14 protein-coding genes are annotated in these 12,436 nt (G+C 67.9%); 9 read left to right on the plus strand and 5 right to left on the minus strand.

All coding sequences use genetic code 11. The features are described from left to right. Window positions 1-72 precede the first annotated feature (72 nt). Window positions 73-1,002, plus strand: a complete 930-nt coding sequence (locus H7694_RS00060; RefSeq protein WP_227468196.1) for an AraC family transcriptional regulator — start codon at window positions 73-75, stop codon at window positions 1,000-1,002. Window positions 1,003-1,085: 83 nt separating this feature from the next. Here H7694_RS00060 and H7694_RS00065 read toward each other — a convergent pair whose 3' ends face one another. After that, entirely contained in the window at window positions 1,086-2,651 is a 1,566-nt protein-coding gene (locus H7694_RS00065) for an FAD-binding oxidoreductase (RefSeq protein ID WP_193597574.1), read from the minus strand. 219 nt (window positions 2,652-2,870) lie between these two features. Between H7694_RS00065 and H7694_RS00070 the strand changes: the two genes are divergently transcribed. From H7694_RS00070 to H7694_RS00095, 6 genes are all read left to right on the plus strand, one after another. Further along, complete coding sequence (locus H7694_RS00070) at window positions 2,871-3,644, plus strand: SDR family NAD(P)-dependent oxidoreductase (RefSeq protein ID WP_193597575.1); 774 nt, start codon at window positions 2,871-2,873, stop codon at window positions 3,642-3,644. Window positions 3,645-3,748: 104 nt separating this feature from the next. After that, window positions 3,749-4,756: a fumarylacetoacetate hydrolase family protein gene (locus H7694_RS00075; RefSeq protein WP_193597576.1), complete on the plus strand. Its 1,008-nt coding sequence runs from the start codon at window positions 3,749-3,751 to the stop codon at window positions 4,754-4,756. A 2-nt stretch (window positions 4,757-4,758) separates the two neighbouring features. Beyond that, a complete protein-coding gene (locus tag H7694_RS00080; RefSeq protein ID WP_193597577.1) occupies window positions 4,759-5,364 on the plus strand; it encodes a cupin domain-containing protein in 606 nt (201 codons plus the stop codon). Continuing rightward, on the plus strand, window positions 5,361-7,346 hold the full coding sequence (locus tag H7694_RS00085; RefSeq protein ID WP_227468197.1) for an acetoacetate--CoA ligase: 1,986 nt from the start codon (window positions 5,361-5,363) through the stop codon (window positions 7,344-7,346). The genes H7694_RS00080 and H7694_RS00085 overlap by 4 nt, the downstream gene beginning before the upstream one ends. Before the next feature lie 61 nt (window positions 7,347-7,407). Beyond that, complete coding sequence (locus tag H7694_RS00090) at window positions 7,408-7,986, plus strand: TetR/AcrR family transcriptional regulator (protein WP_193597578.1); 579 nt, start codon at window positions 7,408-7,410, stop codon at window positions 7,984-7,986. 147 nt (window positions 7,987-8,133) lie between these two features. Continuing rightward, on the plus strand, window positions 8,134-9,162 hold the full coding sequence (locus tag H7694_RS00095) for a fumarylacetoacetate hydrolase family protein (RefSeq protein ID WP_193597579.1): 1,029 nt from the start codon (window positions 8,134-8,136) through the stop codon (window positions 9,160-9,162). A gap of 185 nt (window positions 9,163-9,347) precedes the next feature. Here H7694_RS00095 and H7694_RS00100 read toward each other — a convergent pair whose 3' ends face one another. Continuing rightward, window positions 9,348-9,758, minus strand: coding sequence for a hypothetical protein (locus H7694_RS00100; RefSeq protein WP_193597580.1), 411 nt, complete (start codon window positions 9,756-9,758; stop codon window positions 9,348-9,350). 22 nt (window positions 9,759-9,780) lie between these two features. Further along, the gene (locus tag H7694_RS00105) at window positions 9,781-9,966 is read right to left on the minus strand and encodes a hypothetical protein (RefSeq protein ID WP_193597581.1); all 186 of its coding nucleotides are present in this window, start codon (window positions 9,964-9,966) and stop codon (window positions 9,781-9,783) included. Window positions 9,967-10,060: 94 nt separating this feature from the next. On the opposite strand from H7694_RS00105, the gene H7694_RS00110 reads away from it, so the two are divergent. Continuing rightward, a complete protein-coding gene (locus H7694_RS00110; protein WP_193597582.1) occupies window positions 10,061-11,002 on the plus strand; it encodes a hypothetical protein in 942 nt (313 codons plus the stop codon). Window positions 11,003-11,032: 30 nt separating this feature from the next. On the opposite strand, the gene H7694_RS00115 is transcribed toward H7694_RS00110, so the two are convergent. Beyond that, on the minus strand, window positions 11,033-11,350 hold the full coding sequence (locus H7694_RS00115; RefSeq protein WP_193597583.1) for a hypothetical protein: 318 nt from the start codon (window positions 11,348-11,350) through the stop codon (window positions 11,033-11,035). A 126-nt stretch (window positions 11,351-11,476) separates the two neighbouring features. Here H7694_RS00115 and H7694_RS00120 point away from each other — a divergent pair, with 126 nt between their 5' ends. Beyond that, entirely contained in the window at window positions 11,477-11,653 is a 177-nt protein-coding gene (locus H7694_RS00120; RefSeq protein ID WP_193597584.1) for a hypothetical protein, read from the plus strand. Window positions 11,654-11,655: 2 nt separating this feature from the next. On the opposite strand, the gene H7694_RS00125 is transcribed toward H7694_RS00120, so the two are convergent. Next, on the minus strand, window positions 11,656-12,393 hold the full coding sequence (locus H7694_RS00125) for a nuclease-related domain-containing protein (RefSeq protein ID WP_193597585.1): 738 nt from the start codon (window positions 12,391-12,393) through the stop codon (window positions 11,656-11,658). Window positions 12,394-12,436 lie beyond the last annotated feature (43 nt).

Raw genomic sequence — 12,436 nt, forward strand, 5'->3', positions numbered from 1 at the left:
GCGGGGGTGGGTCGCCGTGCGGCCCGCCCCCGACGCTCGTGCTTGGCGAGTGGCAGTCGAAGGGACTCGACGATGTCGATGATGCTCGACACCAGAGCGGTGTCGCCGACGGAGCGGACCGATTACTGGGCGGCCGGCATCGCGGAGCACTATTTCCCGATGCGCGTCGAGTCATTCGGCTCGGCGACTTTCGATGCCCGACTGGCGGGTGGGGCAATCGGGCCCCTTTTCGTGCGTTCGATCAGCGGCCCGCCGCATCGTGTCGCGCGTACGCGCGGCATGATCGCTTCGGCCGACCCCGAGAACATCCTGCTCTACCTGCTGCGCCGCGGATGCTGCATCGTCGAGCAGGATGGACGGTCGTGCGAATTGCGTGCCGGTGATCTCGCGGTGCAGGACACCTCGCGACCATCGTCGTTCGAGGCGCCGGTGGACTTCGACGTGATGGTCGTGAGCTTCCCCCGCTGGATGCTGGGCGGCCGCGCCGACGCCATCGCCGCGCGTGCCGCGGAGCGTGTGCACGGCGGTCGCGATCCTGTGCTCAGGCTCGCGGCTTCGCTGTTCTCTGGCGCAGGCATATTGGCCGAGGGTCCGGGGCTGAACGACGGCGACGGCGACGTCGTCGCCGACATGCTGCTCCCGGCGATGCTGAACTTGTTTCGGCGTAGTGACGACGCGGCCTCAGCATCCGATGCTCTTGCGGCCCGGATGCGGCGTTACGCACTCGAGCACCTGAGGGACGCCGATCTCGGTCCGGCGCGCATCGCCGGCGCGCACCATGTGTCGACCCGACTCGTGCACAAGCAGTTCGCAACCGCCGGCGGCGTGTCTGCGTGGATCCGGCAGCAGCGGTTGGAAGCGGCTGCGGAGGAACTGCGCAGCACCGACCACCCGGTCTCCGAGGTCGCATCGCGATGGGGTTACCGCGATCCGGCGAGCTTCGCACGCGCCTTCCGTCGAGCATGGGGGCAGTCGCCCGGCCAGGTGCGCGCAGCCGGTTGAGTCCACTTCGGCGGGATGAGTACGTGTCGCCCGTGAATGTGCCCGGGGCGCAGCCCCGGGCACATTCACGTCATCGCGAAGATTCAGCGCTGCGGGTAGCCCTCCGCACGCAGCCGGGAACCCCAGATGCCCGACTTGCCGGGGGCGATGATGCCGTTGGGGTCGAGGGTGTCCTTCAGCGTCTCGTTCAGGCGCAGCTGCGCGTGGTCGTTGAACCCGAACTGATCCATCGCGACGTCGGCGAAGTACGGGTGCGCACGGTACTCGCCGTAGCCCATCTTGCCGGCCACCTCGACCATGTGCTTGGCGTGCTCGTACGCGCGGCGTACCTGGTCGGGGTTCTTGGTGTCGAACGGGATGACGTTGATGAAGGTCGTCGATCGCGCGTTGATCGGCAGCATCCCGCCGAGGTAGTCCAGGCCCGCCTCGTGACACAGCGACCGGAACAGCTCCTGCGCCTTGCGCGCGTGCGCGGCCGTCAGCGGAATCACGGGCGAGAAGTCGACGTGACCTCCCTCATCGCCTCCTGACCAGCCGGCCATCTTGTACAGATCCAGGCTGGGCACGCCGATCTGCACTCGTTCGTGCGGGTTCGGCAGCGTCTCCCACGCATCCGCGCCGTGCTTCTCTCCGAACACCGAGACCGAGGGGATCGACTCGAACCGCTTCTTGAGCTTCGCGAAGTTGTGATCCACGACCGCCTCATCGCCGTACAGGGCGAATCGCATCATCCATCGGCCGAGACCGAGGTCCTTCGCGATGCGATCGATGACCTCCTCGGGAATCGGCCCGTCGCCGTCGTACCAGTCCGAGCGTGCGCTGAGCATCGACGCCATGCACAGGGTGTTCGACAGCTGTGGGCGCATGTCGATCGTGCCGTCGAGCATCAGGGAGCGCAGGGCGTCGACCACCGCCGGCATCTGAGCGTCATCCCATAGCTGCAGCCATAGTGGCATGTAGACCTCGGGCTTCGGCATCAGCCAGTAGCCCATCTTCGTGACGATGCCGAAGTTGGACTGCATGAACAACTCGGTGGTGGTCGGACCGAGGCCGCGCTTGTACAGCGGCCAGGTCGGATTGTCGTCCATACCGCCGGAACCCGTGCGATACAGCTCGCCGTTCGGCAGTACGACCTCGAAGCCGCAGTGCGCAGCCTGATCGATCGAGTTCGGCATGTACGTCAGGCCGTGCTCGAGTGTGTTCGAGACGACGCCACCCCAGCCGATGTCGACGATGGATGCCGCGAGGTCGTGCCCTCCTGCCTCGATCGCGTCGTGCAGGTCGAACCAGCTGACGCCGGGTTCGACCATCGCATAGCCGAGCTCGGGGTCGATATCGACCTTCGTCATCTCCTTGAACGACACCATGACCGCCCCCGGCACCCAGGGGGCAGCGCCGCCGTAGCCGTTGTTCTTGCCGCGGGCGATCGGCCAGAGCGGAACGCGATACCGGTTCGCGATGCGGACGACGGCCTGAACATCTTCGGTGCTTCGCGGGCTGACGACCGCCGAGGGGAGGGACGTCGCGGTGCCGGGCACCTGGAAAGGGTCTTGGAAGTCCTGCAGCACCGCCTCCTCGGTGCTCACCTTCTCGTCGCCGATCGCGGTCGCGAACGCGGCGATGGCTTGATCCAGTTCTGTGCGGGTCACGCCGGGAGGCGTCGGCCGCTGGGGGGACGTTTCGATGGACATGGTTCCTCGTCTCTTCCTTGAGCAGGGATCGGGTGTGCTCCGTTCTAGCCCTGACCGCTTCGCGGGCGGCCGGAATGTGCCGTGCCTGCACGAGGGCGTGCATTCACGGCACACTCCGGCCGCGAACGCGGACGGCCGTGGTGTGCTGACGTCACGGATCAGCGAAAGGAGACGACGATGACCGAAGGTCGCCTGGCAGGCAAGGTGGTGCTGTTGACCGGCGTCGGCAGTGGGATGGGACGCGTGACCGCGCAGCTCTTCGCGCGCGAGGGGGCGACGGTCGTCGGCTGCACGCTCGATGCCGCGGATGCCACGGAGACGGCGCGACTGGTAAAGGAGCAGGGCGGCGAGATCGACGTTGCGGCTTTCGACCTGGCCGATCGCGCAGAAGTCCAGCGCTGGATCGACGCGGCGGCACAGCGATACGGCCGCATCGATGTGCTCTACAACAACGCCAGCGCCCCGCGTTTCGCACCCTTCGCCACCCAGTCTCCCGAAGACTATGCGTTCACCATCCGCAACGAGCTCGACATCGTGTGGCACGCCACGCAGATCGCCTGGCCGCACCTGGCCCGCACTGGCGGGGCCGTCGTCAACATCGGCTCCGGGGCGGCTCATCAGGGAGTGCGATCGCTGCCTCAGGCCGCGCACGCGGCGGCAAAGGGTGCGGTGGTCGCCATGACTCGTCAGCTGGCCGCGGAGGGGATAGCCGTCGGCATCCGCATCAACTCGGTGAGCCCTGGCGTCATCGGAACTCCCCCGATACAGGCGATGTACCGCGAGCTCGGTGCGGATGCTCCGGTGGCGTCGATCGTTTCACGTACGATCGACGGCCGACCGGGCGAGCCGATCGCCGTCGCGTATGCCGGGCTGTACCTGGCCTCCGACGAGTCCGCCTGGGTGACCGGGATCGACATCTCCGTGGACGGTGGGGCGAGCGCGACCATGTGACGCGACCCGTTCGTGTGACGCGTCGGCATCTTCCTTCCGAGTTGACATTCGATACTGTTCGTATCGTATTCTTAAGTGAAGCAGTGAACCGAAGGAGGTCCACCATGAAACTCGGACGCATCGTCGTCGACGGCCCGGACGGCCGTGAGATCCGTGTCGTCGCCGCACAGCCCGAAGCCGGACGCGTCATCGATCTGCGCAAGGCGCACGCGCTGCGCCTGCAGCGCTGCGGCGCAACCGTCGATGCCGCGCGGCGCCTCGCGGGTGCCGCGTTCAGCGACCTGACCGAGGGCATCTCGCTCGGCGACTTCTTCCTCGACGCCGCGCACCACGCCCTCGACGCCGCCGACGACGCCTCCCTCGCGATAGACGAGGTCACCTGGACGGCCGCGCTGAAGCCCCCGGTGATCCGCGACTCGCTGACGTTCAACGGGCACATCAAGAACTTCTTCGGCAACGTGATGAAGACGCTGCCTGCCCGTGCGGTCTACGAACGGCCCGGGTATTTCAAGGGCACGACGTCGACGATCTTCGGCCACGACGAGACCATCCCGTTCCCCAGCTTCACGGAGCAGCTCGACTACGAGTTGGAGATCGGATACGTCATCGGCAGGTCGGGCCGAAACGTGTCGCCCGAGGACGCCTGGCAGCACGTCTTCGGCATCACGATCTTCAACGACTGGAGCCTGCGCGACGTGCAGAAGCTGGAGTCTCCGATCGGCATGGGCGCGCAGCACTCGAAGGACTTCGCATACGGCATCGGGCCGTGGATCACGACGCTGGACGAGATCCCCTCGATCATCGGACTCACAGGTCAGGTGCGCGTGAACGGCGAGGTGTGGTCGGACACGCGAGTGGAGGACTTCATCTGGACGCCGGAAGAGACCGTCGCCTACGCCTCGCAGCTCAACGGCATCCAGCCGGGCGACCTGATCGGCTCGGGGACCATGGCGTTCGGGGCGGGGGTCGAGCTCGGTCGGTTCCTGCAGCCGGGCGACGTGCTCGAGCTCGAGCTCGAGGGTGTCGGCACTCTGCGCAACCGCATCGCGGCCGAGAAGGAGTCCCCCTCCTGGTGGCCCACCCCCCGGCCCTACCCGTTCGAGGAGGCCTGACTATGGCGCGCAAGCCCGTCCGCCGTGTCGTCACCGGCCACGATGATCAGGGACGTGCTGTAATTCTGTTCGACGATGCCGATGCGCCGAACAGTTTCAGCTCCGACAGCATTCCGGGATTCGGGGCGACCGTCGCCTGGTTCACCCCGGCGGGTGCTGTCGATCACGTGACGGACGTCGACCCGGCGCCTGCCGGCGCCCAGATCGACTTTCCGGCGGTGGGGGAGACGGTCGTGCGCATCGCGGACTTCCCGCCGGATGCGGTGTACCCGACGAACGCCGGCGACGCCGTGTTCGACGAGATCGGCGCGCACGAGGAGCGCGAGGCCGGTGAGGAGCACAGCGCCGGCAAGCACTTCTGGTTCCACCGGACGGAGTCGATCGACTACGCCGTCGTGCTCGAAGGCGAGATCACATTGCTCGTCGACGAGGGCGAGGTCACCATGCGTGCCGGAGATGTCGCCGTGCAGCGTGCGACTGCGCACGCCTGGTCGAACCGCACCGACCGTACGGCACGGATGCTGTTCGTACTGGTCGGCACCGACCCGATCGCTCCGAGCGAGATCGCTTTGGCGCGCACTGAGGCGAAAGCGGTGGAACCGGCGTGATCGTCGACCCGTCTGCCGCGGAGGGCGAGATCATCTGGCGCCCTGATCCGTCTGAGACAGAGCGCAGCGGTACCGAGCGGTTCGCCGCGTTTCTGCGCGGCCGTGGCATCGCCGTCGGGGAGGGGTACCCGGCCCTGTGGGCCTGGAGCGTCTCGCAGCCGGAGTCGTTCTGGTCGGCGTTCGCCGAGTTCGCCGGGGTGCGGATGGGCGGATCCCCGGGGGCGGTGTGCGATGGGCGACCGATGCCAGACACGCGCTGGTTCCCCGGGCGCACCCTGAACTTCGCCCGGCATCTGCTCGACGGACGAGACGGGCAGGCGCTGATCACCGTCGCAGAAGACGGCTCGACCGAGGAGATCTCGTTCGACGAGCTCCGCGGGCGCGTCGGCGCGCTCGCCGCGCACCTGCGCTCGCTCGGCGTCGGCCATGGCGATCGAGTGGTGGCTGTGCTGCCGAACATCCCCGCGGCGGTGATCGGCCTGCTCGCGACCGCGTCGATCGGCGCGGTCTGGGCCGTCTGTGCGCCGGAGTTCGGTTCGGGCGCGATCGTGTCACGGTTCGCGCAACTCGAGCCGAAGGTGCTGATCGCTGCGCCGGGATACCGTCTCGGCGGGGTCGACCGTGATCGCGGCGGCGAGATCGCCGAAGTCGTGGCGGGACTTCCGACGCTCGAGCAGGTGGTGTGGGTCGGCGACAGCGCACCGGCCGTCCCGATCCCCGATGTGGGCGTGCCGGGTGCGATCTGGACTGACGTGGTGCGTGACGGCGTCGAGCCGGTGTACCTCGAGGTCGAGTTCAGCGACCCGCTCTGGGTGCTGTTCTCGTCGGGCACCACCGGCATCCCGAAAGGCATCGTGCATGGTCACGGCGGCGCGCTGCTCGAGGAACTCAAGCTCCTGATCCTGGGCGGCGACGTGCGTGAGGGCGATCGCTACTTCGGAGTGGCTTCCACCAGCTGGGTCGTCTGGAACACGCTCGCGAGTGCCATCGGGGCGGGAGCGGTCGCCGTCCTCGTCGACGGCAATCCCACCTTCCCGACGATCGATCGGGTGTGGCAGGTCGCGGCGCAGACGCGTGCCGCGGTCATCGGCGTCGGCGCGGGATTCGTGCATGCGTGCGCGAAGGAGGAACTGTCGCCCGGTGGCGATCACGACCTGTCGGCACTGCGCGAGATTCAGGTGACAGGCTCGCCGCTGTCGTCGGACGGCTTCCGCTGGGTGTACCGCGCGGTTGGCGATGTGTGGCTCGTCTCGATGAGCGGCGGTACTGACATCGTCGGATGCTTCGTCGGCGGCGCGCCCACCGAGCCGGTGCGAGTGGGATACATCCAGGCGCCCGCGCTGGCGGTGAAGGTCGAGTCGTGGGATGCCGCGGGCCGGCCGGCGACCGGAACGGGCGAGCTGGTCGTCACCGAGTCGATGCCGTCCATGCCGCTGCGACTGTGGGGCGATGACGACGGTGCGCGGTATCGCGCCAGCTACTTCGACCACTACCCGGGCGTCTGGCGCCACGGCGACTTCATCGAGTTCTCCGAACGCGGCATCCGCATTCTCGGGCGCTCCGACTCCACGCTCAACCGCAACGGCATCCGGCTTGGGTCTGCCGACATCTATGCGGTCGTCGAGGCACTGCCCGAGGTCGCCGAGGCGATGGTCATCGGAGCCGAGATCGGTGACGAGGGCTATTACATGCCGTTGTTCCTCACGCTACGGGCGGGCGCTGATGAGCAGGTGGTCAAGGATGCCGTCGTCGCGGCGATCCGCAAGCAGCTCTCGCCCCGGTATCTGCCCGACGAGATCATCGTCGTGCGCGGCATCCCGCACACGCGTACGGGCAAGAAGCTCGAGGTGCCCGTGAAACGTCTGCTGCAGGGCGCCGCCCTAGCGGACGTCGCAGACCTGGGAAGTGTCGACGATGCGGTCCTGCTCGCGGAGTATGCCGCGCTCGCGCGAGAGAAGGCTGCCCAACCCGCCCGTCGCTGACGGAGAACGACTCAAGTGGACGTATCGTATCGGATGAGTCTTCTCTGAAAGGGGCCGGTCCATGGCGATCCGGAGTGAGCAGAGCCGGCAGGCGATCCTGCATTCCATCATGAAGCTGCTCGATGAGCGCGAACCGGATTCGATGTCGATCCAGCAACTGTCCATCGAGCGGATCGCGCGAGAGGCCGGGGTGAGCAAGACGACGATCTACCGGTGGTGGCCGAACAAGGCCGCGGTGATCATCGACACCTTCCTCGAGAACCATATTCTCGCGACTCCGGTGCGCGACGACCTTCCCGCGATCGATGCGCTGCGCGAGCACCTCACGTCGCTCGCCGCCGTGTACGCAGGGTATGAGGGCCGGCTCATGGCGCAGCTGATCGCGGAATGCCAGTACGATCCCGCCACGCTCGAGGAGTTCAAGAAGCACTTCTGGCGGCCGCGACGCGAGGCGGTCAAGGTGCTGATCGAGCGTGCGATCGAGGAAGGCGCGATGCGTGGGGACCGGACGGCGGATGAACTGGCCGAGCGGATCTATGCGCCGATCTACTTCCGACTCCTGTTTCAGGAGGGGTCGTTCGATGCGGCATCGATGCGTGCGTCGTTCGATCTGGCGCTCGAGGGGCTCGCAGCCGCCTGATGGTCAGGTGACGCAGGCCCGTCGCCGATCGGATCATCGCGAAATCCGATGATCGTCATGATCGAATGCGCCTTCCTCTGAGGAGTGCTCCCCGTCGATGGTGGAGTGTGTGGGCACCGTCGCCCACCTCAGAAGGAAGGACTTCGCATGACGACTGCGCCCACTGACCAGGTGAGCGATGGCTTCGCGTTCGGTACATTCGAGGCCGACGGAGGTGTGTTCCCGGGGTTCGTCGTTGCGGATCGCGTCTACGACGTCAGAGCGGTGATGCCCGGCATCCGCCAGACTGGTGACCTGTTCGCGGAGTGGGATGCTGCGATCGACGCGATCGCCGCGGTGGCGGAGGATGCGGCGGCGCTCGCCGGCCTCGAGGGTCGTCCGCTCGACGCAGTGCGCACGCTTCCGCCTGTGCAACCCGTGGGGCCGATTCTCGCAGCCGGGGCGAACTATCGCGAGCACATCCTGCAGATGAGCGTCGCGCATCGGCTGGGGCGCTCCGATGCCACGGACGACGAGCTCTGGGCCGAGGCGGCGGTCGAGAACGACGAGCGCAGGCGGTCGGGCGATCCATATGTATGGACCGGCATCCCGTCGGCGGTGTCGGGGGCGTATGACGACGTGCGGCTTCCGGATGTGGGTGAGCAGATCGATTGGGAGCTCGAGCTCGGCGTGGTGATCGGTCGCACCGCGCACCGGGTGGCTCCGGAGGACGCCTTCGATTACGTGGCCGGGTACACGATCGTGAACGACATCACGTCGCGTACGCTGGTGCCGCGCGACGACATGGCGCTGATCGGCACGGATTGGTTCCGTGCGAAGAATCAGCCGACGTTCTTCCCGACCGGTCCCTATCTCGTTCCCGCCCGTTTCGTGGCGGACCCGACGGCGTTGGGGATTCGCCTGACGTTGAACGGAGAGGTGATGCAGAACGCTACGACGGATGATCTGCTCTTCGACATCCCGAGTCTCATCTCGTACGCGTCGTCGGTGGCGATTCTGCGACCGGGTGACCTGCTGATCACGGGATCGCCGGCAGGCAACGGCTCGCATTGGAAGCGGTTCCTGCGCGATGGTGACGTGATGGAGGCGAGCATCACCGGACTCGGCGCACAGCGTACGGTCGTGCGGGGGCCGAGCGGGGTGCTGCCGCCCTGGCAACTCTCCCGGGAGCGCTGACGCGAGCGCTGATGCGCAGCTGACGCCCGTGCTGTGGAGCCCGGAAGAGGTCCGGCGCCTGCGGCCCGTGCTCGATCACCTGCGCGATGCGGCGTGTGGGCGCCGGAGGCCGAGGGGACTGGCCCTGTCGCAGCGCCCCGCCCCGGAGTAGCATCCGGCGTGTGTGAGGTGTGCTCTGGGGCTCCTCACGACATCTCGATCGTCAGCGTGCGCCCCGCGGGACGCGGATCGGAGACAGCCATGTCTGTCCGTTTTGCAGACCTCGTCCGCGAGTCGAGTCGCGAACTCAGCCTTCGCAAGCTGCTCGAGCAGCCGATCACCGAATTGATAGGTGTGAGCGCCGCCGCGGCATCCGCCCTCTCGTCGCTGACGATCGGATCGATCTTCGACCTCGGCACCTCGTCGGTGTTCGCGCGTGCGTCTGCCGCGCTCGCCGCGGCCGACTCCGACGTGCAGCTCGTGCCGCAGGACATCCTCGGGCCGTCGGGGGCGGGAGTCGCCCCCGAGGATGTGCCTGCTCTGCCGATCGTGCGGCTGCAAGGGGTGTCGCAGGCCGTCGCGACGGCGATCACGGCAGCCCTGTCGGTGACCACCATCCGTGAACTCGCGCTGTGGCCGTCACGCCGTGTCGCGCACGAGATGGTCGTCGTTCGCGGGCCCGAGCCACGACCAGGTGCGCAGGTGCACGCCGAACGGGTCGGCGAGCGCGAAGAACAGCGCGAGCGCCAAGGCCGAGGCCACGCCCATGTAGCCGACCACGAGCGCCCACGCTCGCAGCGGCGCGATCCCAGCGCGCCCCCGCATGGGTGTGATGGTACGCCGGTGAGCGGCGGCCGTGGTGTGGTCTTGCGTTCGTCAGTCCCGTCGATTCGCGCGGGCGTGTGGCACCCTCAAGACCATGGATGCTGACCGCACCACCCCGGCCGACGTCGACACCGCACCGGAGCGGGAGTCCCGGGTGAGGAGGCCGTGGTTGTCGCTGCTGGTCGGTGTCGCAGCATCCGCTCTGATGCTCTTCCCCTCGTGGGTGGGCGGCTCGCGCCTGCCGCTGCAGAACCTGTGGCACGAGCAGACGATGCCCGATGACATGCCGTTCGCGCTGCTGCCGCTGAGCCAGTACTACGCGATCAGCATCTTCGGCATGGTCGTGCTCGGCGGGGTGCTCGCGGGGCTCGTGGTGCGGATGCTGCGCCTCACGCCGCGTGCGCCGGCGGCGCTCGGCGTGTTGGCCGTGCACGTGGTGGTGTCGGTGCAGAGCTTCGCGGTGCTCGCGGCGGGGCTCGGCATGACCGACGGCAGCGCGGGTGGCCTGGAGGTGCTGTACTTCGGCGGGATGCTCGGCGGAGTGGTCGTGGCGGTGCTGTTCGCGCAGCTGGGGTTCGCGCTGTGCGCGGGGCGCAGCGTCGCGCTCGCCGCACTCGGGCTGGCGCTGTCGGCGGTGCTGGTGTCGGGCTGGATCGGCACGGCGGTCGTCGCGTTCACGACGTACAACGAGCATCCGAGTCGCGACGGTGCTGCGCTGGGTGCCGGCGGTCGTCGTCGGGCTCGCGCCGGTGTGGTGCGGGGTGCTCCCGTGGGGCGGATCGTCGTGTGGGTGGTCGCGCTGCTGAGTCTGTGGGTGATGCCCGGAGTGATCACGGCGCTGTCGTACCTGCTCGGCTCGCGGGCGCTGCAGGGCGATCTGCGCGACATGGCGGATGCTGCCGCGCAGGTGTTTCCGCAGGCGCTCGGGATCGAATGGATGCCGGTGATCGTCGCTCTGGCGATCGGTGTCGTCGGGACGGGCGTGCGGATGCTCGTGGGGCGGGGAGCGGCGCGCGAGGACGCGCCGGTCGCATAGTCGGTGCGCCCTCGCCGCTCGGCCGTCGGCTCAGGCGAGGCCGTGCTGCTCGTGAGCCGGCGCGGGTTCGGGTTCTGCGGCGACGAGGGTCTCGCCGTTCGGGCCTTCGAAGCCCTGGAACTCGAACTGCCAGAATCCGTCGATCTGCGTCTCGCTCGTGCAGACGTAGACGGCGTAGAGGCTGTAGATGTGCGGCTCGCTCATCGGAGTCTTGAAGACCATGCCGGTGAGCTTCTTGCCCGACATGGGCGCCGGCAGATCGCCGCTCTTCAGGCCATCGCGCGGCCCGCCGAAGAAGGCGCAGTACAGGCTCGGGTCTTGATTCTTGGCGGATTCGACAGTGCTCATGATGTTCCCCGTTCTCGCCACCCCAGTGGTGTCTTTCCAGCCCGTGTGGCGAGGTTTCGGGCTTGTGGTGACGGTACGAGTGGGGTCTGACATTCCCGCGGCGAGCAGGGCACCTACGCTGGAGGTATGAACAAGAGCACTCTCTGGACGATCGTCGGCGTCGTCGTCGCCGTGATCATCGCGTGGGCCGTCGTGAACGTGCTCTTCAGCCTGCTCTGGTTCGTCGTGAAGCTCGCCGTTGTCGCGGTGGTCGCTGTCGGGGTGTTTCTCGTGCTGCGCGGGGTGTTCAGCGGGCGGGAGTGAGCTCAGCCCAGCGATTGCAGGATCAGCTGGCTCACGCCGAAGAGCGTTGCCGGCACCGCGACGAGCAGTGCCGTGCCCCACGCGAGCCGCACGCGTCGTGCGCGCTCGACGGTGCGGCGGAGTGCCGCGAACGCAGCCAGGTCTGGCGTGGGCCTAGAACCGCCCCAAGTCTGCGGATCACTCGCAACCCTGACGAGCTCGGCGAGTCGCTCGGGCGAAAGCGTCGCGGGCCGCTTGCGCAGCCACCGAACCAGCTCGGCGTCGCGGAGCACGGTCACGTCCTCCGGTCGGCTTTTGACGGTGAGCTGCTTGACCCCGACGAGGACGACGATGCCGGATGCTGATGCGACAGCATCCGGCTCGCGCGTGAGGATCTTGCTGACGCGACTCGCCTCGAAGCGCGCGTTGCGGAGGTGGTCGGTCTTCTGCCCGTTCACGAGCAAGCGCCGCGAGGCGACCCAGACGCGCGCGCCCTCGTGGAACTTGGTGTTGAGCGTGAAGATGCCGCCCGGTCCGATGACGAGGTGGTCGATGTCGCTGCCGCGGGTGCCGATCGGTACGGAGTGCTGCACCGTCCACTCCGGACCCAAACCGGCGAGACGCTCGGCCACCGTGAGCTCGCCCAGCGCGCCGAGATACCAGGGGCGGGAGTCGGCAGACAGCGGGCTCTTGCCAAACACGCGCGCCAGAGCCGAGCGTGGGGCGACGTCTGCCTGAACGCGCAAGAACTCCGAGATCACGGATGCGGCGGCGACGCCGCCTGCACGCCGTGGGGACGCCGGT

This window comes from Microbacterium sp. YJN-G (assembly GCF_015040615.1).
GTDB lineage: Bacteria > Actinomycetota > Actinomycetes > Actinomycetales > Microbacteriaceae > Microbacterium.